Source organism: Pseudoxanthomonas spadix (genome assembly GCF_003703395.1).
Lineage (GTDB): Bacteria > Pseudomonadota > Gammaproteobacteria > Xanthomonadales > Xanthomonadaceae > Pseudoxanthomonas_A > Pseudoxanthomonas_A spadix.
Window position 1 is genome coordinate 475692 of the sequence record NZ_RDQN01000001.1, and the last position, 24882, is coordinate 500573.

Genomic DNA, 24882 nt, shown 5'->3' on the forward strand with positions numbered 1-24882 from the left:
ATTCGGAGGCCCCATGGCCAGCAAGGCAAGCTTCAACTGGCAAGACCCGCTGCTGCTCGATCAGCAACTCACCGACGAAGAACGCATGGTGCGTGACAGCGCCCGGCGCTTCGCCGCCGACAGGCTGGCGCCGCGCGTGCTGCAGGCGTTCCGGCACGAGCAGACCGACCCGGCGATCTTCTGTGAAATGGGCGAAGCTGGCTTGCTCGGTCCGACCATTCCCGAGGCCTACGGCGGCAGCGGCCTGAATTACGTGTGCTACGGGTTGATCGCCCGTGAAGTGGAGCGCATCGATTCCGGCTTCCGCTCGATGATGAGCGTGCAGTCCTCCCTGGTGATGGTGCCGATCCACGAATTCGGCAACGAAGTCACCCGGCAGAAATACCTGCCCAGCTTGGCCAGCGGGCAATCCATCGGCTGTTTCGGTTTGACCGAGCCAGACCACGGCTCCGACCCGGGCGCGATGATCAGCCGGGCGAAGAAGGTCGATGGCGGCTATCGCCTCAGCGGCGCCAAGATGTGGATCACCAACAGCCCCATCGCCGATGTGTTCGTGGTCTGGGCCAAGGACGATGCCGGCCAGATCCGCGGTTTCGTCCTGGAAAAGGGCTGGCAAGGCCTGTCCGCACCGGCCATCCACGGCAAGGTCGGGCTGCGCGCCTCGATCACCGGCGAGATCGTGATGGACAACGTGTTCTGCCCGGAGGAGAACGCGTTTCCGGAGGTGCGCGGCCTGCGTGGCCCGTTCACCTGTCTCAACTCCGCCCGCTACGGCATCAGCTGGGGCGCACTGGGGGCGGCCGAGGCGTGCTGGCACACCGCGCGCCAGTACACCCTGGACCGCAAGCAGTTCGGCCGTCCGCTGGCGCAAACCCAATTGATCCAGAAGAAGCTGGCCGACATGCAGACCGAAATCACCCTGGGCCTGCAAGGGTGCCTGCGCCTGGGGCGGATGAAGGACGAAGGCACCGCCGCGGTCGAAATCACCTCGATCATGAAGCGCAACAGCTGCGGCAAGGCGCTGGACATCGCCCGCATGGCGCGCGACATGCTGGGCGGCAATGGCATCAGCGACGAATTCGGCGTGGCCCGCCACCTGGTCAACCTGGAAGTGGTCAACACCTACGAGGGGACGCACGACGTACATGCGCTGATCCTTGGTCGGGCACAGACAGGATTGCAGGCATTCTTTTGAGGGTGACGGCCAAGCGCGAGGTTCCGATGCAGGGCCGCGCGCGCGGCGTCGACTTCAGCCTGGCCGGGCTTCATCGCGTGCCGATCAGGCGGTTGTCGCTTTCGAAAGCTAAAGGGTCAGCCCGATGGCAGCCAGCCCCGCTTGCGCGCAGGCCTCATCCTGCGCCTCCGAGCCCCCGGAGACCCCGATGCCGCCAATGCGCTGGTCGGCCTGCTTGATCGGCAGGCCACCGCCAAAGACCACAAACCGGGGCCGGCGCACGATGCCTTCGCGCACTGCCACCGATTCCTGCTGCAACGCCGCATGCCAGTGGCTGGTCGGCAGGCCAAAACTGGCCGCCGTGTAGGCCTTGTCGATGGCAATATCGATCGAATGCAGGAACGCGCCGGGCATGCGCAGGAACGCCGCCAGATTGCCGCCGGTATCGACCACCGCGATGTTGACGCGGATTCCCAGGCTGTCGGCATGCTGCGCAGCAGCATGCACCGCCGTGGTCGCGGCTTCCCAGCCGATCACCGATTGCGCAACAGCGACCTGCATCAGCGCACCCCACCCGGAAAAACGCCCTCGCGCTGGCGCTCGCGGCCAGGGTACAAACCATCGGTCATTGCCATGCTCAAGGTCTCCAGTTCCGGATTGGGAGAGGGAACGCCTGCCGGTCCAGCGCTGGCTGATTTCGCCGACGCTGATGGTCGCTTGTGGCACCAGAGGATACACACCAGGCAGCGCACCATGCAGTACGTCGTTCACGCTGCGCCTGGAACTGCGCGGTCTTGGCGCCATGCCGGCCGATGCCGTAAATATGGTAATTGCAGTCAGAAAAAATTCTTCATGGCCTGCGAAGCCCAAGACATTCTAGGCAGAATAAAGATCAGCCGCGCCCAAGCTGGGGCGCGGCGTAATGAGCCCCATTCGATGGATCAGGTGTATACCTCAGTGAAGGAAGCTACCATCTCACCCGTGTGATAAAAAATACCGCGGCCCATGTGGGACTCATCCCAGGTGGTGACCGGGCGGTCGCGCTGCGCCAGGTAGCCCAAGCCGGCAAAGGTTTCATTGCGGTTGCCACTCGGATCGAAGAAATAAATGGTCTCACCGCGGGTGATGCCGTGGCGTGTCGGTGGCACGTCGATCTTGGTCTTGGTCTTGGCCATCACGTCGGCCGACTTCAGGATGTCATGCCACGAGTCCAGAAAGAAGGCAATGTGGTGCAGCCCCATGTGCGGACCTGCCACAAAAGCAATGTCGTGTGGCGTGGTGGTGCGCGCCAGCCAGGTTGCGGCCTGCATGTCGCCATTGGGACCTACCAGGACCTGCTCGGTCAGGAAAAAGTCCAGCACCTCAACGACAAACCTGGTGTTTTCCGCCACCTTGTTGACACCCGTTTCCGGGTTCATCTCGCACATCAACAGGCAATGGTCGAGCCAGTGGGCACCCGCGCCCTTGATGTTGTCCGGCCACGGGTCCGGATTGCTGGTGCCGACCTCGGTCCCCACGTACTCCTTCATGGCATACAGGCGCATTTCGTGGCCGCTGGGCAGGTTGAACTGCAGCATGCGACCGGTGGACGGCAAGTTTCCTTCTTCGAGAATGGTGGTCGTGACACCGGAGGCTTCGATTTTCCTTTGCAAGTCGTCAAGGTCGCTGTCTTTTTCGACTTTGTAAGCGACGTGGTTGATGCCGGCCTGATCGGAAGGCGTCAGGATCAGGGAATATTTGTCCCACTCGTCCCAGCATTTGAGGTACACGTTGCCGTGTTTGTCCGCCATCATTTTCTTCATGCCCAGCACGTTTTCATAGTGTTTCAGTGCGGCTGCCATGTCCATCACTTTGATGCTGACGTGACCAATGCGCATAATGCCCATCGCTATCTCCAGGTGATCGAAAATTGGAAAAAAGCAGGTGCTTGCCGTGCGGGGGACGTTCTTATGGGGCCGATTTTAGATCTACCCTTTCATCTCGAGCAAAACGGCGTTGACCTGATCGTACTGCTCCGCGCTATATTTTGGTCTGCAAATGTTGCAAACCAGTGCCTCCTTGGATTTGGCCGATTCCGCGTCAGGTCTCCGCAGGTTACGCTGTGATTTGATAACACGAAGCGAATCCACTTATGGCAAGGAACAGTAAATTCTTGCTGGCCGATGATGCTGCGGCGCTGTGCCATTCGGTGGACTCCTTTTTGTCCAGAGCCAAAGCACCTGGGGTCCTGTGTCGAAAACATACCAAGTGGTTGGTATCTAGGATACAGGATGGAGCGTCAGCGGTGTCAAGCTATTTTTTTGAGTCTCCTAAATTTTTAAGAAAAACTTATAAATCATATGGTTATGAAGGTTCCGCGGACGGGTGTGCACTGCCGCATCGACGTCAGCCAATTGCGGCGACCTTGTAACGACCCCGGGAAGGACGCCGCGGCCGTGCGTGGGCGCGCGGTCCCTGCAGGCGATCATTTGGATGCGCGTACTGGCCGCTGGGCGATCCGCAGGCTTCGGTGCTAGCCTGCGCGCCTGTCTTCCTGCCCGGATGGCGAAACTGGTAGACGCATCGGACTTAAAATCCGCCGGGAGCAATCCCTTGCCGGTTCGATTCCGGCTCCGGGCACCACTGCAAGGCCTCGCCGCCGTCCGCCGATCCACACTGCCTGGCCGGGAATGCGGGGCCTCGTGGCAGATGCAGAAACGGTTTGACCGGATCGGCCAAGGCCATTACCATTTGCGCCCCGATCGGGCCTGAGCGCCGGCATCGCGGGCGGTTAGCTCAGCGGTAGAGCATTGCCTTCACACGGCAAGGGTCGCAGGTTCGATCCCTGCACCGCCCACCATCATATTCTGAGTGTCAGGATCGACAGGGCCATGCCGTGACGCGTGGCCTTTTTCGTTCGCGCCGCACCCGCGCTGAACGGCCTCGGCTCCATGCTGCCAGTTGCGGGCCAGCAGGCGACCTGCGTTGACCGGCACTGTGGCATGCGAGCGCAGGCGCCGGTTGCGCGGTGGCACAATCGAAGGGCCGCCGCTGCGTCGCACGAGGCGATGACGGCGCGGTCTTTTTCCTACCGCACACGAGGCAATCGACATGGCAGTTCCCGAAAAGATCGCACTGGTCACCGGCGCCACCCGCGGCATCGGCACCGAAACCGTGCGCCAGCTGGCCCAGGCCGGCGTGCACACCTACCTGGCCGGTCGCGATGCGGCGCGCACCAAGGCGGTGGCCAAGACGCTGCAGGACCAAGGCCTGAGCGTGGAGCCGATCACGCTGGAGGTGACCGACAGCGCCAGCATCGCCGCAGCCGTGGCCAGGGTGCAGGCCGAACACGGTCGCCTGGACATCCTGGTCAACAACGCCGGCATCCTGGTCGATGATCCAGGCAAGGCGCCGTCCGCCCAGACCCTGGACGCCTGGCGCACGACTTACGACACCAATGTGTTCGCCGTGGTCGAAGTGACTCAGGCGTTCCTGCCGCTGCTCATGGCGTCCAAGGCCGCGCGCATCGTCAACGTCTCCAGCCAGCTGGGTTCGTTCGGCCTGCATGTCGATCCGTCCTCGCCGATCTACAACGTCAAGATCCCGGCCTACGACACTTCCAAGAGCGCGGTCAATGCCTGGACCGTGCACCTGGCCTACGAACTGCGCGACACCCCGCACAAGGTCAACGCGATCCATCCCGGTTACGTCAGGACCGAGATGAATGGTGGCCACGGCGACCTCGACCTGGCCACCGGCGCCAGGAGCAGCGTGCAGATGGCCTTGCTGGAGGCCGACGGCCCCAACGGCAGCTTCACTCACCTGGGCAAAGCGCTGCCCTGGTGAAGCGGGGCGGGGGATGACGGCCGGCCTGGTTCAACGACCGGGTCCTGCCGGCGCACGCCGCGGGTCGACCGGCGCCGGTGCCAGGGTGCGCGCCCACGACTGCCAGCGGCGGCACTGGAGGTCGCCTGCCCTGATCGTGCGCGTACCGATGGACGCCTGCAGCCGGGTCCGCTTGCAGAAGCTGATCGAGAGCCGGGCCATGCCCGGCTTCTTCCTGTGGCCAGCGCAAGGTCAGCCGTGCAGTTTGATGGCGACCTCCGCCACCCGCCTGCCCTGGTAGCGCGCGCCGTCCAGGTCGGTCTTCGAGGGTTGGCGTGAGCCGTCGCCGCCAGCCAGCGTGGTGGCGCCATACGGCGCGCCGCCGACCACTTCGTCCAGCGTCGTCATTGCCTGGAAGCCGTAGTCCAGCCCGACGATCACCAGGCCGAAGTGCATCAGGTTGGTGATGATCGAAAACAGCGTGGTTTCCTGGCCGCCGTGCTGGGTGGCGGTAGAGGTGAACGCGCCGCCGACCTTGCCGTTCAGTGCGCCCTTGGCCCACAGCCCGCCGGCCTGGTCCAGGAAGTTGGCCATCTGCGAGGCCATGCGCCCGAAGCGGGTGCCGACGCCGACGATGATCGCGTCGTAGTCGGCCAGCTCCTCGACCTTGGCGATCGGCGCGGCCTGGTCCAGCTTGTAGTGCGAGGCCTTGGCCACCTCCTGCGGCACCAGTTCCGGCACGCGCTTGATGTCCACGGTGGCACCGGCGGCGCGCGCGCCTTCGGCCACCGCGCCGGCCATGGTTTCGATGTGCCCGTAGGCGGAGTAATACAGGACGAGGACCTTGGCCATGTGCGCAGCTCCGGGATGAGAAGGGACCCTGGAGCTTAGCCCGGCCGCCGCGCACGTCGTGTCACGGCGATGTTGCCGTGCATGGGATGCCAGCTGCCCACTTACTCGAACCGCCAGCGCAAGCCGGCGTACACACCAAAGCCTTCGCCGGGCGTGGAGCGGGCCGCGTCGGCGCCGGCGTCGTCGTAGCCGGGGGTCACGGTGGCGGCATAGTGGCGGTCGGCTAGGTTGCGTGCTTCCAGCCAGCCCTGCCAGCGGCCGCCGGGCGCATCGAAGCCCACGCGCGTGCCGAAGATCACGTGGCCATCGGCCCAGAAGCTGTTGGCGTAGTCCACGGCCATCTTCGAGGCGTATTCGGTGTTGATGGCGGCATACAGGCCGCAGGGATGGTCGTAGCGCAGCTCGCCCTGGTAGAAGTGGCGCGGCAGGCCCGGCAGCAGGTTGTCGCCGAAGCGCGCATCGTGGCGATAGCGGAAATCGCTGAAGGTATAGGCCTGGCGCAGCGACAGGCGGGCGGTGCCGGATTGCCACAGCGTGCTGTCCAGCCCGGCCTCGATCCCGCGATGCACGGTCGGGCTGGCGTTGGATTCGGTCACGATCAGGTTTGGCGCGGGCTGGACCTCGACGGCGAGCAGCTCGTGGCGGACGTGGGCGTAGTAGCCGGTCAGTTCCCAGCGACCGAGCGCCGCTTCGCCGCGCGCACCGAGTTCCAGCGTGTCCGCGCGCTGGTTGTCCAGCTGCACCGGGGTGCGCTGGCGGCCGGTCGAGGCGCCATTGCCGGCGGCAAAGGATTGACTGGAACTCCAGATCATCGACCACGGATGTGCCGGCTCCACCGACCGGCTCAGGTTGCCGAACAGCTGCGCCTGCGGCGTGGCCTGCCAGGTCAGGCCGATCCGCGGCGCGTGGTCCCAGTCGTGTTCGGACAGCCGCCCGCCGCTGCTGGGCCAGGTGACCTGCACCTGGCGGGCGGTGTGGATCAGCGCCAGCCCGGTCACCAGGTGCAGCCGGGGCGTCAGCGCCAGGTCGTTGCCCGTGTGCAGCACCACGTCGGTGCCCAGGTGCTCGAACCTGCGGGTCAGGGTGCCGGCCGGATAGCCGTTGCTGGCAAAGCGCAGCGACTCGCGCACGTTGGCGTCCAGGTCATGGGTGAAGCGCAGGCCCAGCGTGGTGATGCTGTGGCGGCCGAACAGCGTGTGCCGATGCGTGTAATCGAGCGTGCCGTTGAGGTCGGCGTAGTCCAGTTGCTGGCGGTACAGGCTTTCGTTCAGGTCCATCGGGAACCTGTGGTAGACCAGTCCGGCCTGGAGCGTGGAGTCGGCATCGAGCTGCAGCGTGGTCGTGTTGCCGATCCAGGTGCTGCCATGCTGCGGGCGCTGCGCATCGATGGCCAGGTAGCCGGGGTTGGCCTGGCGCGGGTTGTCGCGGATCTGCGCGCGGGTCAGGCGGCCGGGGGTCTGGTGGTCGGTTTGGCGCCAGCGCAGGAAGAAGCGGGTTTCCAGGTCCGGATCGATGCGCCAGCCGATATTGGCCATCGCGCCCCGGCCGTCGCCGGCAGCGTGCTGCTGGTAACCGTCGGTCTGGCTGTCGACCAGGCTGAGGTAGTAATCGACATCGCCGGCAACGCCACCCACGCCCAGGGCGCGCTTGCGGTAGCCGAAACTTCCCGCCTCCAGGCGCAGTTCCGGGCCCGGCGAGTCCAGCCCGCGGCGGCTGATGTAGTCGATCGCCCCGCCCAGGGCCAATGCGCCGCGATCCAGCCCGTTGGCCCCACGCAGCACCTCGACCCGGCTGACCCACAGCGGCTCGAGCAGCTCGTACGGCGTGCCACCGGAGAAGGTCAACGGCAGGCCGTCCAGCGACACCGAGATGCCCGAGGCATGGGCACCGGGCGCACGGTTGATGCCCGACCCGCGGATCGACACCTTGACCCCCTCGTTGCCCGGTGACTGCGCATGGATGCCGGGCTGGTAGGCCAGCACGTCGGCGCTGCCAGCGCTCCGGCCGTCGGCGGCCTGCGACAGGTCGATCACGTTGCCGGCGCCCGCCACCCGCTCCAGCTGGCTGCGCGCCGGTTCGATCTCATCGTCGCGCTTGGCCGCGACCTTGACCGCATCCAGCGTGACCGCCTGATCGGGCGTGGCGGCGTCGGCGGCCTGCATGGCGAGGCCTGCGAACAGGGCCATCGCCAGGCGGGCGATGGGGTGGCGCATGGCGCCATGGGAGAGCAGCAGCGTGGTCATCGAACAGGATCGTCTTTGCGAAGGCGCGGCCGGATGTCCCGGGACCGGGCGCTTGGGGGCAGCGGGCGGGCAATGTCCGGCTCGCAGGCGCTCCTGTCAACTTATATTTTATTTTTTTGGTATACGTAAGGCACTTGAAAGCGGCGGCCCAAGGCGCGTTCAAACAGGGGAAATGGATGGCATGGCTGTCGCCCGGGTACTGCTGCCAAGGCGCGGTCAGCTCAGGATGGTGGGCAGGTTCAGGCCTTTGCCCGCGCAGTGGATCGCGGGCGCCGAAAGCCTCCATGTCTTTCAGGATTTGGCCGGTGGCGCCGCCAGCGGCGGCGCTTCGCACTGGCGCCAGCGGATGCGATCGCTGCTGCCGGGTGCCGGATTGAGCTGGATCCGCGAGAGGGCCAGGTCTGGATGTCTGGCCAGTTCGGCGCAGACCGCGGCCATCACCACCGCTTCGCTGGCCAGCACGTCCACCGCCAGGGTCGACCCGGAGATCCACGTCGGCTGGCGCAGGCCACCGGTCGTGGCCAGCGCCCTGGCGACCTGGGCACGCTGCTGGGCCAGCTCCTGATCGGCCGGCCGCGCCCGCGGCGCGGCCGGCTGGCTGGCCTGCGGCAGGGCGCTGGTGGTTGCCCGCTGTTCGGCAGGAGCCGGCGCCGGTGTGCTGGCGGACTGTGATGCGCTCGGCGGGTCGGCGTCGTTGACCGTCAGCACGGTGCTGAGCAGGACGCCGATCAGCAGGGCCAGGATCCAGCACAGGCCGATGCGTCGGCGCGCCAGCGCGTTGGCCTGACCGACAACGCGCTGGACGGTGGCGCTGTCCAGCATCGGCTTGACCTCGGCCCACAGGGACGCGCCATCGAGCACTTCCACGCTGGAACGCTCGGCCTTCTCGCGGCCGGCGGCATCGACCACCCCTTCGGTGGCCAGGATGCCGTAATGGGCGCCGCGCAAGCGCGCTTCTGAGGCCAGTTCCTCGATGGCGACCGAACCGATGCGGTAAGCGGTGCCATGCTTGCAGCTGAGCAGCACGTGCTTGCCCTGGCCATCGCCCAGCAGATAGCTCGGATGCTGGTTGCGCACATCCTCGGGCTTGAAGGACAGCCGCTGCAGCCCGCGCAACTGCAGCGAGGACAGCACCAGGCGCGAAAAGTCGCGCCAGCGCAGCGCCGCCAGGGCCAGCAGGCCGGCGGCGGTTTCATCCTGCCGACGGCGGATCATCCAGAAATAGAAGGTCGCGGCAAGACCAAGCACCAGGGCGATGAGGACCCCGATCAGCCAGGAAGGCATATTGAATTCGTCCGGTAAAACAGGAGAAGGAGTTTAAGGAGAACGCCTTCGGACGTCAGCGCGCACACGGGGGACGTGGCCGGGCAGACCGGCCAGGGCTGGAATTCGTCAAGGGGAGGGCGCCTTACGGAAGCCGGCACTGGCGGGCCTGGCACGATCCTGTCCAGGCCGGGCGATGTTCTGCGACACGAATCGGGCCGGTCCGCGGCCGTTGCCACCCCGCAGGCGGGTGGCCAGGATGTTCAGCGCAGCGCCTTGCGCGCTGCGGCCTTCTTCGCCGGTGCCTCGCCCGCCGCCGGTCCGGCGACCTTCCTGACGGCGGTGCGTGGTCTGGGTTTGTGCGTGGTCTTCTTCACCGCGGCCTTGCGCGCCGGCGGGCCGCCGGCAGCGGCGGTCTTGCGCGTGGCGGTCTTGCGGGCCGTGGACTTGTGCGCCTTGGCGCCCGGCGTGTCGGCCTGGCCGTTGTAGCGGCGCAGCAGGGCGTTGAGCGAATCGATGCGATCCAGCAGCGCGCCCAGTTCGCGGCGGGTCGGGACCTCCAGCGACTTCAGGGCGCCCTGGACCTTGCCGCGGAAGGCCTGGTCGACCCGGCCCAGGGTTTCTGCGGCGCGCGTACGTGCACCATGCACGCTGCTGTCCAGCGCCTCGCGCACCTTGCCGGCACCGCTACCGGCGCGCTGCTCGACGCGGCTGCCTTCCTTCACCAGCGTCTCGAACAGGCGCGAACCTTCGGTCTGCGCGCGGCCGGAGGCGCCCACGCCGGCCAGCCAGATCTGCTGCGCCGATTCGCCCAGCTTGCGCTGGAGCTGCTCGGCCTGTTCCTGCAGGGATGGTTCGGACGATGCGGTGCTGCGCGTGCGGCTGGTCTTCTTGGCGGCCATGCGGTGCCTCCGGAGCGGATGTTGGGAAGCCCGCGTGCGGGCGTGAGCGCAGTGTCCACGGCCGCAGGTGAGCGCCACGTCACCAACACGGCTTGCGGTGGCGATGGCGGCGCGTGGATCATGCAGGCCATGGCGCGAGGCAATCCCATTCCCGCACGCTTGACCCGGCGCCTGTCCTGGCACCAGGCGCTGCATGATGGACAGCGCGAACCGCGCAATGGCTCGCGCTGGCTTTCGCCGTTGCGGCAATGGCAGGCATGGCGCGTGGAACGCAGCTTCGGGCATTTCCTCAAGGACCCGCAGCGCCGTGATGCGGCGATGTTCTTCCTGTCCGAGGTCTATGGCGACCACGATTTCAGCCGGCGCGATGCCAGCGTGGCCAGGATCGTGCCGATGATGCAGAGGCTGCTGCCGGCCTCGGTGCTGGCCACGCTGTCCGATGCGATCGAGCTGGACGCGCTGACCCATGCGCTGGACCTGCGCATGGCGCAGGCGCTGGAAGCGCTGGCGCCGCGGCGAAAGACCCTGGACACCGAACTCTACGCGCTGGCCTATCGCCAGGTGGGCCATCGGCGACTGCGCCAGCGCCAGATCGACCTGATCGTGCGGGTCGGCCAGGGCCTGGCCCAGGCGGTGCGGCTGCCGGGTATGGCGATGCTGCTGCGGCTCTCGCGTGGTCCGGCACGGGCCACCGGGCTGGCCGACCTGCAGGGCTTTCTCGAACGTGGCTTCGCGGCCTTCGCGCTGCTGGGCGATGCGGCGGCCTTCCTGCAGGAGATCGATCGCCACGAACGCGCCAGTGCGCGGCGGCTGTTCGCCGGCAAGCCCGATCCGTTCGGCTGGGATCAGCCGCGCAAATCCGCTGCGGGCCAGCGCGCGGCCGGGAAGACCGCGGTCAGGCGAAGCGCTCGCTGAGCACGCGCCGGATCTCCGATTCGATCGGGCCCTTCATCGCCGACATCAGGAACCCCAGCTCGGCGGTGACATGCAGCACGCCCGGTTGCATGGCGATGCGGCCATCCACGCCGGGGCCGTCGAAGGCCAGCGTGTCGCCATCCCAGCGATGGCGCACGCCGAATCGGCTGGACAGCTTGCCGGCCACTTCTTCAAGGGCCTGGCGGCTCTGGGCGGGGGTCTTGCCGTGTGGATGCTGGATTTCGATGCGGGACATGGCGCTGGCGGGAAAAGAGGAGGATGCATTGTGCGCAAGCCGGGCGCGCAGCGCCAAGCGCGGCGGCTGCATGCTAGGCTCGCGCCGCGTGCGCAACCTCAGTCTCCATTTCCCGCAGGGCCGGACCGCAGACCGGGCGCTCGGCACCGGCGTCCATCGCATCGTGCGCGAAGCCAGCGGCACCATCGGCGTGGGCGATGCCGTCCCTGGCGCCTTGCTGGTCCAGATGTGCCTGGATCGGCGCGGCCTGTGGCTGCAGGTGCCGCCCGGCATGCGCGGGGTCCACGTCAACGGCCGGCCGGTACGGCGCATGGCGATGCTGCGGCCCGGCGATACGGTCTACGTCGATGGCGTGGAGGTGCTGGTGCGCGGCCAGGCCGTGGCCCAGGCCCCGCATTCGGCCCCGCACAATGGCGAACCCGATCCGCGCATCGTCCTGCGCGGCATCGGTGGGCGCCATCACGGGCGCGCGTTCCCAATCGGCGCCGGCTGCGTGGTCGGCGCTTCGCGCGAGGCCGACATCCGCGTCGAAGGCCCGCACAGCGGCGCACAGCACGCCCGCCTGAGCCTGCACGGCGGGGGCGTGGTGCTGCGCCATCACGACCGCGCGGTGACCAGCGTGGTCAACGGCCTCCCGGTGCATGAGGCCCTGCTGGGCGCAGGCGACCAGGTCGCCTTCGACCCGCAGTCGCGCTTCGTGGTGGAGATTCCCTGGGGCCAGCCCGATCCCGACGCATCGGCTGCAGGCGAAGACCCGGCGCCGGCCGCCGCGCCGACCACGGTCAAGCCTTCGGGGCCGTCGATGAAGCGCTGGCCCTGGCTGCTGCTGGCCGCGGCGGGACTTGCCGGGCTGCTGTCGCTGCTGCTGCTGTTCGGCGTCGGTTGATCGCCACCCAGGCACGCCAGGCCAGGAGCACGGCCAGGATCCCGGCATAGAGCATCGGCTCGCGGATGTCGGATTTCACCAGCCACCAGAAATGCAGCACCGCCAGCACGCCGATGGCGTAAATGGCCTTGTGCAGCCGGCCCCAGTTGCGGCCCAGGCGGCCGATCCAGCCGCTGGTGGAGGTGATCGCCAGCGGCACCAGCAGCAGCCAGGCGATAAAGCCGACGGTGATGTAGGGGCGCTTGAGGATCTCGGTGAAGATCTGGGTCCAGTAACCGCGCAGGTCCAGGCCCAGGTAGGCCGACAGGTGCACGGTGGCATAGGCGAAGGCGTACAGCCCCAGCAACCGGCGGAAGCGGATCAATTCGGCCCGCCCGGTGAGCTGGCGCAGCGGGGTGATGGCCAGGCAGATCAGCACCAACCGCAGCGCCCATAACCCGGTGAAGTGCTCGATGGTGGCGACCGGATCGGCACCCAGGGCGTTGCTACCGGTGCTGAACACCTCCCAGAACCGCCAGCCCAGCAGCGCCAGCGGCGTCAGGCACAGCAGGTGCACGACGACCTTGGCCGCGATCAGCCAGCCCGGCGTCCTGGGCCGGGGTCGTGCCGGGCGCTTGCGCGCCATCGGCGCGGCGCTTTCCCTGCTCAGAACCATCGCCGCAGGTCCATCCCGGCATACATGGACGCCACCTGGTCGGCATAGCCGTTGAACATGCGTGTTTCGATGCGTTCGGCGAACAGCTTGCTGGCGTTGCCGGCGATGCGGCGCTCGGTCTTCTGGCTCCAGCGCGGATGGTCCACCTGCGGATTGACGTTGGAGAAGAACCCGTATTCGTTGGGCTGCAGGTCGTGCCAGGCGGTCTGGGGCATCTTCTCGACGAACCTGATCTCCACGATCGACTTGATGCTCTTGAAGCCGTACTTCCACGGCACCACCAGTCGCAGCGGCGCGCCGTTCTGCTGCGGCAGCGGCTTGCCGTACAGGCCTGTGGCCAGGAAGGTCAGCGGGTGCATCGCCTCGTCCATGCGCAGGCCTTCGCGATACGGCCAGTTGATCGAGCGGTAGCGAATCTGCGGCATCTGCTGCGGATCGGCCAGGGTAGTGAAGGCCACGTACTTGGCCCTGGAGGTCGGCGCGAACGGCCTGAGCACCGCCGCCAGCGGAATGCCGGTCCAGGGAATCACCATCGACCAGCCCTCGACGCAGCGCAGGCGGTAGATCCGCTCCTCGGCCGGGGCGGCCTTGAGGATGTCTTCCAGGTTGACCCGTCCGGGCTTTTCGCACTCGCCGCTGACCTCGACCGTCCACGGAGAGGTCCTGAGCGTCCTGGGTGCCTGGCCCGGATCGGTCTTGCCGGTGCCGAACTCGTAGAAGTTGTTGTAGCTGGTGACGTCCTCGAGCTTGGTCAGCTCCTCGCTGGTGCGCAAGCCGGAGCGGGCCTGTTCGGGCGTGATCACCGCCCCGGGTGCCGCCGGGGGTTGGGCCTGGCTGCAGCCAGACAGCGCCAGCGCGGGCATGGCCACCATCAGGCCCAGCAGCTCGCGCCGCCGGTGGTAGATGGCTTCATCGGTGACCTGGTGGTCCTTGAGCTTCAGAGCGTGGCGGATGGACACGGACATCTCCTGCGAAAGTCACAATGGCAACCAATTGAACGCACGACACGCCGGAAAATTCCCGCCAAGGGCCAGATTTTTCGGGGACCACGTCACTGCGTTTCCCTCGCATTACGCAAATCGCGCCAGCGTGGATGCGTTCGCGGACCTTTGCCGATTCACGCTGCGGCATACTATGCGCCCCCTGAAAGAGGCTGCCATGGCACGCGTCCACAACTTCAGCGCCGGCCCTGCGGCGCTGCCCGAAGCCGTCCTGCGCCAGGCGCAGGCCGAAATGCTGGAATGGAATGGCGTGGGCGCCTCGATCGTCGAGATCAGCCATCGCAGCGCCGAGTTCATGGAGGTGGCGGCCAGGGCCGAGGCCGACCTGCGCACGCTGCTGTCCATTCCGGACGACCATGCGGTGCTGTTCCTGGCCGGGGGCGCGACCACCCAGCAGGCACTGCTGGCGCTGAACTTCGCCGATCCCGGCCAGGCCGTGGACTATGTGGTCACCGGGCACTGGAGCAAGACGGCGATCAAGGAGGTCAAGCCCTACGTGAACGTGCACGTGGCCGCGAGCAGCGAAGCCGGTGGCTTTACCGACATCCCGCCGCGCGATACCTGGCAGCTGCGTGCCGATGCAGCCTACGTGCACATCACCGCCAACGAGACCATCCACGGCGTCGAGTTTCGCGACACCCCGCAGGTGGGCAAGGTGCCGCTGTTCGCCGACTTCTCCTCCTCGATCGCCTCCGAGCCGCTGGATGTTTCCAAATACGGGCTGATCTACGCCGGGGCGCAGAAGAACCTGGGGCCGGTCGGCGTGGCGGTGGTCATCATCCGCCGCGACCTGCTGGAGCGCACCGGGCAGCCGCGGGCGGAGATCTTCGACTACCGCGCCCACGTGGCGCGCGACTCGATGCTCAACACCCCGCCGACCTGGAACTGGTACCTGGCCGGGCTGATGTTCCGCTGGATGCTCGACCAGGGCGGGGTCAGCGAGTTCGCCAGGCGCAGCGCGGCCAAGTCGCAGCTGGTCTATGGCGCGATCGACAGCTCCGGCGGCTTCTACCGCAACCAGGTGGTGCCGGCCGCGCGTTCGCGGATGAACATCCCGTTCTTCCTGCCGGACGAGACGCTGACCGCGCGTTTTGTCAGCCAATCCAAGGCCGCCGGCCTGATAGGGCTGAAGGGTCACAAGGCCGTCGGTGGCCTGCGTGCCTCGCTGTACAACGCGCTGCCGGTGTCCGACGCGCAGGCGCTGGTGGACTTCATGCGCGAGTTCCAGCAGCGCAACGGCTGATCGTCTGCTGTTCTGGTCGGAGCCGCCATGGCGGCGATGAGGCTTTCGCGTAAGGCTCCATCGCCGACTTGGCCGCTCCCGCAACAAGATGCCCGCGCCAACTCGCTCTGCTCTCATCGCTGTCAAAACTTCGCTTCACGGATCACCGCGCATGACCAACAAATCCACCAAGCCCGCAGCCGCCAAGGCCAAGCCCGTCGCGAAACCTGCCAAGGCGCCGGCCGTTGTCGCCGCGCCGGCGCTGTCCGACGTGCGCGCCAAGATCGACAGCATCGATCGCCAGATCCAGGCGCTGATCGCCGAGCGTGCGCGCTTCGCGCACCAGGTCGGCAAGGCCAAGGGCAAGCTCGCCGCGGCAGTGGACTATTACCGGCCCGAACGCGAGGCCCAGGTGCTGCGCATGGTGATAGACCGCAACGAAGGCCCGCTGTCCGACGAGCTGCTGGTGCACGTGTTCCGCGAGATCATGTCGGCCTGCCTGGCCCAGCAGGAGCCGCTGAAGATCGGCTATCTGGGCCCGGAAGGCACCTTCAGCCAGCAGGCCGTGCTCAAGCATTTCGGCCGCTCGGCGCTGGGCCTGCCGATGGCCAGCATCGAGGAAGTCTTCCAGGAAGTGGAAAGCGGCAACGCGGACTTCGGGGTGGTGCCGGTGGAGAATTCGGGGCAGGGCACGATCCAGATCACCCTGGACATGTTCCTGACCTCCAACCTGAAGATCTGCGGTGAAGTCGAACTGCGCGTGCAGCAGTACCTGATGTCGCGCAGCGGTCGCCTCGAGGACATCGAGCGGGTCTACGCCCATCCGCAATCGTTCATGCAGACCTCCGGCTGGCTGCGCGCCAACCTGCCCAAGGCCGAGAAGGTGCCGGTGTCGAGCAATGCCGAGGGCGCGCGCCGTGCCCGCAACAGCGACGATGCGGCGGCCATCGGCGGCGAGAGCGCGGTCCACGCCTATGGCCTGAAGAAAGTCGTGATGAGCCCGATCCAGGACGACAAGGACAACACCACGCGCTTTCTGGTGGTGGGCCGGCAGATCTTCCCGTCCTCGGGCCACGACCGCACCTCGGTGTTGGTGTTCATCCATGACAAGCCGGGCGCGCTGTTCGACGTGCTCAGCCCGTTCGCGCGCCATGGCATCAGCATGAACCGGATCGAATCGCGGCCCAGCCACCATGCCAAGTGGGAATACGGCTTCTTCATCGACCTGGCCGGCCACGTCGAGGACGAGGCCATGAAGCTGGCGCTGGCCGAGCTGAAGGCACATTCGGCGCAGATCAAGGTGCTGGGCAGCTATCCGGTGGCGGTGCCCTGATTTGAGGTTCCTTCCCTTGCTTGCCAGGCAAGGATGGTTGGAGGATGAAGCGAATTCAGCTCCTCGTTGTTCGGTTAAGGCAGGAGTCGGGCTTTCGCGCTCCTTTGGAGCACCCAAAGAAACACCCCCCGTCCTCGCGCCCGGCGCTGCGCGCCTGGTTCGCGCACCAGCGGAAATTTCCGGACGCGGCCTCGTGCCGCGACCGGAAAACGACGCACATCCTTGTGCGTCGCCCCTGCGGGTTTGCGCGGCTGGCGATGCCGCTGCGGATGGGAAGGGAGAAGCCGGTAGCAAGCGCAAAAGCAACCGCAAGCAAATCAACAAGAATTCGAAGCACAACGCGGCGCCGGCCGCTGGACTGGACACCAACGATGACCTCGCAATCCTGGATCGCTCACAAGGGCTCGGCGCTGCACGGCGCGCTGGCCATTCCCGGTGACAAGTCGGTCTCGCACCGGGCGGTGATGCTGGCCGCTCTGGCCGATGGCATCTCGCGCGTCGAAGGTTTTCTGGAAGGCGAGGATACCCGCGCGACCGCCGCGATCCTGGCCAGGCTGGGCGTGCGCATCCAGACACCGTCGCCGTCCACGCGCATCGTGCATGGCGTGGGCATCGATGGACTGCAGGCGCCGGATGGCGTGCTGGACTGCGGCAACGCCGGCACCGGCATGCGTCTGCTGGCCGGGCTGTTGTGCGCGCAAAAGTTCGATAGCGTGCTGGTCGGCGACGAATCGCTGTCCAGGCGCCCGATGCGCCGGGTCACAGGGCCACTGGCGCAGATGGGCGCGAAGATCGAAACCCGCCCGGACGGTACCCCGCCGCTGCGCATCCACGGCGGCCAGACGCTGACCGGTATCGATTTCACCTCGCCAGTGGCCAGCGCACAGGTCAAGTCCAGCGTGCTGCTGGCGGGCCTGTACGCGCAAGGCCAGACCATTGTGCGCGAGCCACATCCCACCCGCGACTACACCGAGCGCATGCTCGCCGCCTTCGGCGTGGAGATCGCCTTTTCACCGGGATTTGCCAGCTTGCCCGGCGGCCAGCGCCTGCGCGCCACTGACATCGCGGTCCCGGCCGATTTTTCCTCGGCCGCGTTCTTCATCGTCGCGGCCAGCATCATTCCGGGGTCGGAGGTGACCTTGAAGGCGGTGGGCCTCAACCCGCGCCGTACCGGCCTGCTCGAGGCACTGCGCCTGATGGGCGCGGACATCGCACTGCTCAATCCTGCCGAGCACGGCGGCGAGCCGGTGGCCGATCTGCGCGTGCGTCATGCCGCCTTGAAGGGCGCACGCATTCCCGAAGAGGTGGTGCCGGACATGATCGACGAGTTCCCGGCGCTGTTCGTCGCTGCCGCCGCCGCGCAAGGCCAGACCATCGTCAGCGGCGCGGCCGAGTTGCGGGTCAAGGAATCCGATCGCCTGGCCGCCATGGCCACCGGCCTGCGCGCGCTGGGCGTGCGGGTGGACGAGACGCCCGACGGCGCCACGATCCACGGCGGGACCATCGGCGGCGGCACGATCGACAGCCACGGCGATCACCGGATCGCGATGGCCTTCAGCATCGCCGGCCAGCTTTCCACCGGCGAAGTGCTCGTGCGCGATATCGCCAACGTGGCGACCTCTTTCCCGGGCTTCGACACGCTGGCAACGGGCGCCGGCTTTGGCTTGCGCGGCGCATGAGGAGGACAGGCGGGGTGTGGTTTCAGGCGGATCGGGCGCTCGACGTCATTCGCTGTGGCGCGCACAGGCTCGGTAAGCTGAACGCAGGACCTCCACGGCGTGATGTGCCGGCGCGGGGTCAAGCGGACTGGCCAGGCTCCTCGACGCACAAAAAAACCGCCAGACGGGCGGTTTTTTTGTTGACCCCTTGCAAAAGCTGGTCGGGGAGACAGGATTCGAACCTGCGACCTCTACGTCCCGAACGTAGCGCTCTACCAGACTGAGCTACACCCCGAAGGAGCCGCGCATTCTAAGGAACGGGCGCGGGCGCGGCAAGCGGAATCTTTGGGGTCCCGCTCTGGCCGGGCTCCGCGGACCTGGCGCGGTCCCGGCCGGCCGGCCGGCGATAGAATATGCGGCCCACATCCCCGGAGTTACCCGCTTGATCAAGCCGCGCACGCCGCCTGGCGTCATGGAGCTGCTGCCCCGTGACCAGATCGCCTTCCAGCGCATGCTGGACACGATCCGCCGCAACTACGAGCGGTTCGGCTTCCTGCCGGTGGAAACGCCGGTGTTCGAGCTGTCCGAGGTACTGCTGACCAAATCCGGCGGCGAAACCGAGCGCCAGGTGTACTTCGCCCAGTCCACCGGCGCCTTGCAGCAGGAAAAGGAGGGCCTGCCGGAGCTGGCGCTGCGCTTCGACCTGACCGTGCCGTTGGCCCGCTACGTGGCCGAACACGAGCACGAACTGGCGTTTCCATTCCGCCGTTACCAGATGCAGCGCGTGTACCGCGGCGAGCGCGCCCAGCGTGGCCGTTTCCGCGAGTTCTACCAGTGCGACATCGACGTGATCGGCAAGGATGCATTGAGCATCCGCTTCGATGCCGAAATCCTGGCGGTGATCTACGCGGTGTTTTCCGAGCTGCAGATCGGGACGTTCACCGTGCAGCTCAACAACCGCAAGCTGATGCGCGGGTTCTTCGAACACCTGGGGCTGGCCGAGGGCGAGCAGCAGCTGCTGGTGCTGCGCGAGGTCGACAAGCTGGACAAGCGCGGCGCCGACGCGGTGCGCCAGACCCTGACCGGCGCCGATTTCGGGCTGTCGGCCGAGGTGGTGGAGCGGATCCTGGACTTTGTCGCGGTGCGCTCGAGCGGCCATGACGACGCGCTGGCGCAGCTGGACAAGCTGGGGCAGGGCAGCGGAGGCTTCAACGAAGGCATCGCCGAGCTGCGCGAAGTGCTGACCCTGGTCAAGGCGCTGGGCGTGCCGGAAAGCGCGTACTGCCTGAACTTCTCCATCGCCCGCGGCCTGGACTACTACACCGGCACGGTCTACGAGACCCAGCTGGACGCATATCCGCAGATCGGTTCGATCTGCTCGGGCGGCCGCTACGAAAACCTGGCCAGCCACTACAGCAGGTCCAGGCTGCCCGGCGTGGGCATCTCGATCGGCCTGACCCGCCTGTTCTGGCAGCTGCGCGAAGCCGGCCTGATCGTCGAGGCCGAGGTCAGCTGCGTGCAGGCGCTGGTCGCGCTGATGGAGGATGCGCATCTGCCCGAATCGCTGGACATCGCCCAGCGCCTGCGCGCCGGTGGCATCAACACCGAAGTGCAGATGGAGCCGAAGAAGATCGGCAGGCAGTTCCAGTACGCCTCGCGCGCCGGCATCCGCTTCGTGGTCCTGGCCGGCGAGGACGAGCTGGCCCGCGGTGTGGTCACGGTCAAGGATCTGGTCCGCGAACTGCAGTTCGAGGTCCCGCGCGAGGAGCTGGCCGCGGCCCTGCGCGTCGAGCTGGCGCAGGTGCGCGCGCTGGCCGGGCGCTGAGCACACACTCAACCAACACAGGCCCATGCACCAGGTCCCGCCATCGCCTACCGGCGCCGTCGCCTTGCCGGCCATCTGCCAGGACGATGCGCGCTGGATGCAAAGGGCCTTGGAGCTGGCCGATCTGGCCCAGCACGCGCACGACGAGATCCCGGTCGGTGCGGTGCTGCTGGATGCGGCCGGGCAGGTCATCGGCGAAGGCGGCAACCGCAACCGCTGCGACCACGATCCGACCGCGCACGCCGAGATCGTGGCCCTGCGCCAGGGCGGGGCGCAGCTGCGCAATCACCGCCTGGTCGGCTGCACCCTGTACGTGACCCTGGAGCCGTGCGCGATGTGTGCGATGGCCATGGTCCATGCGCGCCTGGCGCGCGTGGTCTACGCAGCGGCCGATCCCAAGACCGGCGCGGCCGGCAGCGTGTTCGACCTGCTCGCCGATGCGCGCCACAACCATCGCGTGCAGGTCACCGGCGGGGTGCTGGCCGATGAAGCCGGCCGGCGCCTGACCAACTACTTCCGGTCCAAGCGCGGCCGCCCCCCGCTGGAGTGATCAGCCTGCGATGGCCGGCGCCGCAGCCAGTTGGCGAGGCGCCGCCAGCTTGCGCGAGAGCCAGATCCTGGCCGGGGTTTCGAACAGGCGGTTGACCGCAGATGACACCAGCGCCGACAGCGTCAGGCACAGCGCGGCCGCGACCCAGGGGTTGAGGTCTTCAAAAAAGCCCGTGACACGCATGAGCCCGATCACCGGCTCATGCAGCAGGTAGATGGAAAAGCTGACCCGCCCCAGCTCACGCATGAGCCAGTTGCCGAGCAGCTGGTTGGAAGCCCAGGTGCTGTAGGAGAATGCCAGCACCGCCAGACCTGCCAGCAGTACTCGCGGCAGGTCGGCGTAGTACCAGCGACTGTGCTCGGCGACTGACGCGGCGGGAAACAGCGGCAGGAACATCCGAGTCGAGGGCATCACCAGGGCCAGGATGCCCGCGCAGGCGGCGAGCTGCAGGATCACCTTGCCGGCCCCCGGCAGCGGGTAGCGAGCCGCCAGCCACCAACGCAGCATCGCGGCGGCAATGCCAACCATGAAGATCTGCAGCTTGGAGACGAACAGGATACCCGGCAGCGTGGGCGAGGCCAGGTAACACGCCACTGCAAACACCCCCAGTGCCACCAGCGCATACGTGCGCCAAACCCCAGACAGCGCCGTGATCGCCCAGATCAAGACGAAGAATCCGTAGAACTGGAACTCCGGCCCGACCGACCAGAACACGCTGACCTTGCCGACAAATAGCAGCAGGCGCGCCAGCTGCAGCGTGTCCATGTCGTATTTGCTGAAGGCCTCCAGGCCCAGGACCTGTGTCGACAGATAGCCCAGGATCACCACCGAGTAGTACAGCGGGACGATGCGCGCGATGCGGGCCGCGCAGAAGCGGCGCACCGAGACCGCATTGATCGATTGCCTGAGATGCAGGTGCGCCATCAAGAAGCCGCTGAGCGCGAAGAACAGCAGGACGCCGCCGCGTCCCAGGTTGTCGGTGTCGCCGGTGAACAGGTGCAGGTGCGAGACCAGCACGATGGCCGCCGCCAGGCCGCGCAGGCCATCCAGGGCGGGCATGTGTTCCTTTTCGGTTGTGGTACTGATCCCGGTGTCGTGCGGTGCGCTGGCAGGATCTGCGGGCAGGATCGACCTGCCCGGCTCAACCTGCAGTGGGGGAGGCTGCATGGTGGATTCCTCGTGGGGTTGGCGATGTCGAGGACAGGCGTCGTGCATCCCTTGCGGGCTTCACAATGTCTCCTCAACCCTGAGCACGCGAAAATCGCGCGGCTCCGGCCGGCCCGCCTGATTTTCTTGCGCCGTTCATGCCGTGAGCTGCCCACTCATGAAACCCAGGCCTCGGAAACCGGCCTTGGCCTCGCCTGCAGGTCAACCCAAGTGGGTACCCACGCTCCGCGGCCGGGCAGGCATGAAGCGGCGCGTGATCCAGACCCTGGCGGGCGTCTCCAGAGCGCGGTTGGCCAGCCAGGCCAGCAGCACCGTCGCCACGATGCAACCGATGCCGGCAGACCATGGATCCAGCCGATCAAACAGTCCAAGCGCGGTCATGACATCGATCACCGGCCGATGCAGCAGATAGATGGAGAAGCTTGATCGGCCCAGTTCACTGGCAAGGCCATTGCCCAGCAGCAGATCGGACAGCGCGCTACGGTAGGAGAACGCCAGCACCACCAGCGCGGCCAGCAAGACCCGAGGCAGGTCGGTGTAGTACCAGGCGCTGAGCTGGGCGACGTCGGCTTGCGGAAAGACCGGCAGCAACATGTGCGGGTAGGGCAGTAGCATCACCCAGAGCGCCGCGCAGGCCATCAGCTGGAGCAGAGCGACGACGTGGGCCCGTGTTTGCACGCGCGCCCCCCACCAATGGCGCAGCAGTGCGATGCCAATCCCGCCCAGGAAGATATGCAGCTTGGACACGAACAGGATGCCGGGTAGATAGGGCGAGGCCACATAGCTGGCCACGACGAACACGCCCAGTAACGCCAGGGCGATGGTCCGCGACCGCCCGCGCAGGCTCGGGATCCACCACAGGAGCAAGAAGAACCCGTAAAACTGGAACTCCGGCCCGACCGACCAGAACACATCGACCGAGCCGGCGAAGGCCAGCAGCCGTACCAGATCCGCCAGGTCCATGCGATAGTGAAAGTCGACCTGGGTCAGCATCGACACGGCGAAGGCCATCAGCACGATCGCGTAGTACAGCGGCACGATGCGCGCCACGCGCGCGACGCAGAAGCGCCTCACATTGACGACATTGATCGGTTGCTGCAGGTGCAGGTGCGTCATCAAAAAGCCGCTGAGCACGAAGAACAGGAACACGCCGCATTCGCCGAAGCTCACCTTTTCCCAGAACGCGGTCTTGGTCGGCAGATGCGCGACCACCACCGAGATCGCGGCAAGCCCGCGCAGGCCATCCAGCGCGGGCATGTGCTCTTTTTTCTTGCTTGCCACGGCCGTGGCAACGGTACGGGGAATGACAGGATCTGCCGACAAGCTCAACGTGCCTGATGCAGCCTGCGAAGGTGGGGGATTCTGCATGCCGGGCTCCACGGGGAAGGTCATCGTCCAGCCGCTGCAGGTGGCAGGTGGAGCGATGTCAGGGCGAGCATGCTGCCCTGGGGGAACGTGAGACGGTTACCAGGAAGACCACGTCGACACTAGCAGGCAAGCCCGAGTGAAGGCCTGCGGTATGATGAATATCCACAGCACGAATGCGCCAACCCATGAATTCGGTCCCAAATGAAAGCAATCTGATCTGGATCGATCTTGAGATGACGGGGTTGGATACCGGTCGCGATTCCATCCTGGAGATCGCCACGGTGGTGACCGATTCGCAACTGAACATCCTGGCTGAAGGCCCGGAGTTCGCCATCGCCCATCCGCTGGATGCGCTGGAAGCGATGGACGAGTGGAACCGCAACCAGCATCGCCATTCGGGCCTGTGGGATCGCGTGGTCTCCAGTACCGTCACCCTGGGCCAGGCCGAAGCGGCGACCGTGGATTTCCTTGCGCAATGGGTGCCGGCCAATGCATCGCCGATGAGCGGCAATTCGATCTGCCAGGACCGGCGTTTCCTGCATCGGCTGATGCCGCGGCTGGAGCGTTATTTCCACTATCGCAACCTGGACGTGAGCACCCTGAAGGAACTGGCCCGCCGCTGGGCGCCGCAGGTGCTCGAAAGCGTAAAGAAGCAGTCCTCGCACACCGCGCTGAGCGACGTACACGACTCGATCGCCGAGTTGCGCCACTATCGCAGGCACATGGCGGCGCTGGCCTTGCCAGGCGAGAACTGAGCTGGCGAGACGACAAGGCGAAGGGCGCCATCGGCGCCCCTGCGTGTCCCTGGTCTGCCGGAGGCGCTCAGCTGACGTCGGGGCCTGGGTCCTTGTCCGGCGTCTTCTTTGGCGGTTGCAGGGCATCCAGTGAGACGGTGGTCAGTGCGGCGGCGGGAATCGCTTCGCCGTCGGCGCCAACGTGGTGGTAGACGTGCACGTCGCGCTGCGGGAACGGGATGCTCACCCCGTTGGCGTCGAAGGATTTCTTGATCCTTTCGGTCAGGTCGCACTTCACCCCGAACCAGTCGTCGTTGGCCACGTGAACGCGCACCCCCAGGTTGACGCTGTTGTCGCCCAGGGAATAGACCACCACGTCCGGTGCCGGATCTTCAAGAATGCGCTTGTCGTCGAACAGGGCCGAGATCAGCCCCTTGGCCTTGTCGATGTCGTCGCTGTAGCCGATGCCGATGACCAGTTCAACGCGGCGGCGCACGTCAGGCGTGAGGTTGATGATTTCGCTGTTGGTGATGGTGCTGTTGGGCAGCACGATGGTCTGGTTGTCGGCACCGCGCAGGCGGGTCTGGAAGATGCTCACCGACTCGCATTTTCCGGTCTGGCCGTTGAGGGTGACAATATCGCCCACGCGGAAGGGCTTGAGCGTCACCAGCATCACCCCGGAGGCCACGTTGGACAGTGAATCCTTCAGCGCCAGGCCGATCGCCAGGCCGGCTGCACCGATCACCGCGATGAACGAGGCCGGCGCCACGCCGAAAACCGACTGCAGGATCGCCAGCAGCAGCAGCACCACCAGCACCACGTACAGCACGCGTGCAATGAACTGGATCGCGGTGGGCTCGAGTTCCGCACGGCTCATCCCCCGCGTGGCCAGGCTGGACATCCACCTGGCGACGCGCAGACCGACCCAAAGCGCCAGCAGTGCGATGGCGACCTTGATGCCGATCTGCAGCGCGACTTCGCCCCAATGTTGCTGTCTTGCAGGATTCCACCATTTCTCCATGGTGCATCTCCTCTTGTCGACTCAAATGGAGAGCCCCGCAGATGCGGGGCTCC

At 66.5% G+C, this 24882-nt stretch carries 22 protein-coding genes and 3 tRNA genes; 12 read left to right on the plus strand and 13 right to left on the minus strand.

Annotation, left to right across the window (positions count from 1 at the left end; translation table 11 throughout):
• Positions 1 to 13: 13 nt before the first annotated feature.
• Positions 14 to 1195 carry an acyl-CoA dehydrogenase gene (locus D9R12_RS02235; protein WP_122227443.1) on the plus strand — a complete coding sequence of 394 codons (1182 nt, stop codon included), beginning with the start codon at positions 14 to 16 and terminating at the stop codon, positions 1193 to 1195.
• A 108-nt stretch (positions 1196 to 1303) separates the two neighbouring features.
• On the opposite strand, the gene D9R12_RS02240 is transcribed toward D9R12_RS02235, so the two are convergent.
• Both D9R12_RS02240 and D9R12_RS02245 read right to left on the minus strand, forming a co-directional pair.
• Positions 1304 to 1945 carry a GlcG/HbpS family heme-binding protein gene (locus D9R12_RS02240; RefSeq protein WP_244919612.1) on the minus strand — a complete coding sequence of 214 codons (642 nt, stop codon included), beginning with the start codon at positions 1943 to 1945 and terminating at the stop codon, positions 1304 to 1306.
• Between the two features lie 170 nt (positions 1946 to 2115).
• Positions 2116 to 3060 (minus strand): catechol 2,3-dioxygenase, encoded by a 945-nt coding sequence (locus tag D9R12_RS02245; protein ID WP_122227449.1) that lies wholly within the window; start codon positions 3058 to 3060, stop codon positions 2116 to 2118.
• A gap of 649 nt (positions 3061 to 3709) precedes the next feature.
• Here D9R12_RS02245 and D9R12_RS02250 point away from each other — a divergent pair.
• The 3 genes from D9R12_RS02250 (at position 3710) to D9R12_RS02260 (ending at position 4999) form a co-directional block, all read left to right on the plus strand.
• Positions 3710 to 3796, plus strand: a tRNA-Leu gene (locus tag D9R12_RS02250).
• Positions 3797 to 3938: 142 nt separating this feature from the next.
• Positions 3939 to 4013, plus strand: a tRNA-Val gene (locus D9R12_RS02255).
• Positions 4014 to 4264: 251 nt separating this feature from the next.
• Positions 4265 to 4999, plus strand: coding sequence for an SDR family oxidoreductase (locus D9R12_RS02260; RefSeq protein WP_014160630.1), 735 nt, complete (start codon positions 4265 to 4267; stop codon positions 4997 to 4999).
• A gap of 231 nt (positions 5000 to 5230) precedes the next feature.
• Here the strand turns inward: D9R12_RS02260 and wrbA are convergent, their stop codons facing one another.
• From wrbA to D9R12_RS02280, 4 genes are all read right to left on the minus strand, one after another.
• On the minus strand, positions 5231 to 5830 hold the full coding sequence (gene wrbA, locus D9R12_RS02265; RefSeq protein WP_122227452.1) for an NAD(P)H:quinone oxidoreductase: 600 nt from the start codon (positions 5828 to 5830) through the stop codon (positions 5231 to 5233).
• Between the two features lie 101 nt (positions 5831 to 5931).
• Positions 5932 to 8016, minus strand: coding sequence for a TonB-dependent receptor family protein (locus tag D9R12_RS02270; RefSeq protein ID WP_244671965.1), 2085 nt, complete (start codon positions 8014 to 8016; stop codon positions 5932 to 5934).
• A gap of 348 nt (positions 8017 to 8364) precedes the next feature.
• Positions 8365 to 9357, minus strand: a complete 993-nt coding sequence (locus D9R12_RS02275) for a restriction endonuclease (RefSeq protein WP_122227454.1) — start codon at positions 9355 to 9357, stop codon at positions 8365 to 8367.
• Between the two features lie 242 nt (positions 9358 to 9599).
• Complete coding sequence (locus tag D9R12_RS02280; RefSeq protein ID WP_122227456.1) at positions 9600 to 10238, minus strand: phasin family protein; 639 nt, start codon at positions 10236 to 10238, stop codon at positions 9600 to 9602.
• A gap of 42 nt (positions 10239 to 10280) precedes the next feature.
• Between D9R12_RS02280 and D9R12_RS02285 the strand changes: the two genes are divergently transcribed.
• Entirely contained in the window at positions 10281 to 11153 is an 873-nt protein-coding gene (locus tag D9R12_RS02285) for a DUF8198 family protein (RefSeq protein ID WP_244919613.1), read from the plus strand.
• Here the strand turns inward: D9R12_RS02285 and D9R12_RS02290 are convergent.
• On the minus strand, positions 11134 to 11409 hold the full coding sequence (locus D9R12_RS02290; RefSeq protein ID WP_122227462.1) for a polyhydroxyalkanoic acid system family protein: 276 nt from the start codon (positions 11407 to 11409) through the stop codon (positions 11134 to 11136). The genes D9R12_RS02285 and D9R12_RS02290 overlap by 20 nt on opposite strands.
• Before the next feature lie 70 nt (positions 11410 to 11479).
• Here D9R12_RS02290 and D9R12_RS02295 point away from each other — a divergent pair, with 70 nt between their 5' ends.
• A complete protein-coding gene (locus tag D9R12_RS02295; protein WP_244671963.1) occupies positions 11480 to 12295 on the plus strand; it encodes an FHA domain-containing protein in 816 nt (271 codons plus the stop codon).
• Here the strand turns inward: D9R12_RS02295 and msrQ are convergent.
• Complete coding sequence (msrQ, locus tag D9R12_RS02300) at positions 12192 to 12920, minus strand: protein-methionine-sulfoxide reductase heme-binding subunit MsrQ (RefSeq protein ID WP_122227717.1); 729 nt, start codon at positions 12918 to 12920, stop codon at positions 12192 to 12194. The genes D9R12_RS02295 and msrQ overlap by 104 nt on opposite strands.
• Before the next feature lie 20 nt (positions 12921 to 12940).
• On the minus strand, positions 12941 to 13909 hold the full coding sequence (gene msrP / locus D9R12_RS02305; protein WP_122227714.1) for a protein-methionine-sulfoxide reductase catalytic subunit MsrP: 969 nt from the start codon (positions 13907 to 13909) through the stop codon (positions 12941 to 12943).
• A 199-nt stretch (positions 13910 to 14108) separates the two neighbouring features.
• Between msrP and serC the strand changes: the two genes are divergently transcribed.
• The 3 genes from serC (at position 14109) to aroA (ending at position 18185) form a co-directional block, all read left to right on the plus strand.
• A complete protein-coding gene (gene serC, locus D9R12_RS02310; RefSeq protein WP_122227720.1) occupies positions 14109 to 15194 on the plus strand; it encodes a phosphoserine transaminase in 1086 nt (361 codons plus the stop codon).
• Positions 15195 to 15345: 151 nt separating this feature from the next.
• Positions 15346 to 16506, plus strand: a complete 1161-nt coding sequence (gene pheA, locus D9R12_RS02315) for a prephenate dehydratase (RefSeq protein WP_122227465.1) — start codon at positions 15346 to 15348, stop codon at positions 16504 to 16506.
• Positions 16507 to 16877: 371 nt separating this feature from the next.
• A complete protein-coding gene (aroA, locus tag D9R12_RS02320) occupies positions 16878 to 18185 on the plus strand; it encodes a 3-phosphoshikimate 1-carboxyvinyltransferase (RefSeq protein WP_122227468.1) in 1308 nt (435 codons plus the stop codon).
• 197 nt (positions 18186 to 18382) lie between these two features.
• On the opposite strand, the gene D9R12_RS02325 is transcribed toward aroA, so the two are convergent.
• Positions 18383 to 18459 (minus strand) — tRNA-Pro (locus D9R12_RS02325).
• A 147-nt stretch (positions 18460 to 18606) separates the two neighbouring features.
• Between D9R12_RS02325 and hisS the strand changes: the two genes are divergently transcribed.
• Positions 18607 to 19989 carry a histidine--tRNA ligase gene (hisS, locus tag D9R12_RS02330; RefSeq protein ID WP_122227471.1) on the plus strand — a complete coding sequence of 461 codons (1383 nt, stop codon included), beginning with the start codon at positions 18607 to 18609 and terminating at the stop codon, positions 19987 to 19989.
• A gap of 25 nt (positions 19990 to 20014) precedes the next feature.
• Entirely contained in the window at positions 20015 to 20539 is a 525-nt protein-coding gene (gene tadA, locus D9R12_RS02335; protein WP_122227474.1) for a tRNA adenosine(34) deaminase TadA, read from the plus strand.
• On the opposite strand, the gene D9R12_RS02340 is transcribed toward tadA, so the two are convergent.
• Both D9R12_RS02340 and D9R12_RS02345 read right to left on the minus strand, forming a co-directional pair.
• Entirely contained in the window at positions 20540 to 21598 is a 1059-nt protein-coding gene (locus D9R12_RS02340; RefSeq protein ID WP_244671961.1) for an acyltransferase family protein, read from the minus strand.
• Between the two features lie 309 nt (positions 21599 to 21907).
• The gene (locus D9R12_RS02345) at positions 21908 to 23098 is read right to left on the minus strand and encodes an acyltransferase family protein (protein ID WP_244671960.1); all 1191 of its coding nucleotides are present in this window, start codon (positions 23096 to 23098) and stop codon (positions 21908 to 21910) included.
• Between the two features lie 161 nt (positions 23099 to 23259).
• On the opposite strand from D9R12_RS02345, the gene orn reads away from it, so the two are divergent.
• Positions 23260 to 23829, plus strand: a complete 570-nt coding sequence (gene orn / locus D9R12_RS02350; RefSeq protein WP_014160608.1) for an oligoribonuclease — start codon at positions 23260 to 23262, stop codon at positions 23827 to 23829.
• 67 nt (positions 23830 to 23896) lie between these two features.
• Here the strand turns inward: orn and D9R12_RS02355 are convergent, their stop codons facing one another.
• Positions 23897 to 24829, minus strand: a complete 933-nt coding sequence (locus tag D9R12_RS02355; RefSeq protein ID WP_122227483.1) for a mechanosensitive ion channel family protein — start codon at positions 24827 to 24829, stop codon at positions 23897 to 23899.
• Positions 24830 to 24882 lie beyond the last annotated feature (53 nt).

What these genes read in the sequence shown, in the direction of transcription:
- D9R12_RS02235 (WP_122227443.1), top strand. Translation starts at nt 14, where the DNA reads ATGGCCAGCAAGGCAAGCTTCAACTGGCAAGACCCGCTGCTGCTCGAT.
- D9R12_RS02245 (WP_122227449.1), bottom strand. Translation starts at nt 3,060, where the DNA reads ATGGGCATTATGCGCATTGGTCACGTCAGCATCAAAGTGATGGACATG.
- D9R12_RS02260 (WP_014160630.1), top strand. Translation starts at nt 4,265, where the DNA reads ATGGCAGTTCCCGAAAAGATCGCACTGGTCACCGGCGCCACCCGCGGC.
- wrbA (WP_122227452.1), bottom strand. Translation starts at nt 5,830, where the DNA reads ATGGCCAAGGTCCTCGTCCTGTATTACTCCGCCTACGGGCACATCGAA.
- D9R12_RS02270 (WP_244671965.1), bottom strand. Translation starts at nt 8,016, where the DNA reads ATGGCCCTGTTCGCAGGCCTCGCCATGCAGGCCGCCGACGCCGCCACG.
- D9R12_RS02275 (WP_122227454.1), bottom strand. Translation starts at nt 9,357, where the DNA reads ATGCCTTCCTGGCTGATCGGGGTCCTCATCGCCCTGGTGCTTGGTCTT.
- D9R12_RS02280 (WP_122227456.1), bottom strand. Translation starts at nt 10,238, where the DNA reads ATGGCCGCCAAGAAGACCAGCCGCACGCGCAGCACCGCATCGTCCGAA.
- D9R12_RS02290 (WP_122227462.1), bottom strand. Translation starts at nt 11,409, where the DNA reads ATGTCCCGCATCGAAATCCAGCATCCACACGGCAAGACCCCCGCCCAG.
- D9R12_RS02295 (WP_244671963.1), top strand. Translation starts at nt 11,480, where the DNA reads ATGCTAGGCTCGCGCCGCGTGCGCAACCTCAGTCTCCATTTCCCGCAG.
- msrQ (WP_122227717.1), bottom strand. Translation starts at nt 12,920, where the DNA reads ATGGCGCGCAAGCGCCCGGCACGACCCCGGCCCAGGACGCCGGGCTGG.
- serC (WP_122227720.1), top strand. Translation starts at nt 14,109, where the DNA reads ATGGCACGCGTCCACAACTTCAGCGCCGGCCCTGCGGCGCTGCCCGAA.
- pheA (WP_122227465.1), top strand. Translation starts at nt 15,346, where the DNA reads ATGACCAACAAATCCACCAAGCCCGCAGCCGCCAAGGCCAAGCCCGTC.
- aroA (WP_122227468.1), top strand. Translation starts at nt 16,878, where the DNA reads ATGACCTCGCAATCCTGGATCGCTCACAAGGGCTCGGCGCTGCACGGC.
- tadA (WP_122227474.1), top strand. Translation starts at nt 20,015, where the DNA reads ATGCACCAGGTCCCGCCATCGCCTACCGGCGCCGTCGCCTTGCCGGCC.
- D9R12_RS02340 (WP_244671961.1), bottom strand. Translation starts at nt 21,598, where the DNA reads ATGCCCGCCCTGGATGGCCTGCGCGGCCTGGCGGCGGCCATCGTGCTG.
- D9R12_RS02345 (WP_244671960.1), bottom strand. Translation starts at nt 23,098, where the DNA reads ATGACCTTCCCCGTGGAGCCCGGCATGCAGAATCCCCCACCTTCGCAG.
- orn (WP_014160608.1), top strand. Translation starts at nt 23,260, where the DNA reads ATGAATTCGGTCCCAAATGAAAGCAATCTGATCTGGATCGATCTTGAG.
- D9R12_RS02355 (WP_122227483.1), bottom strand. Translation starts at nt 24,829, where the DNA reads ATGGAGAAATGGTGGAATCCTGCAAGACAGCAACATTGGGGCGAAGTC.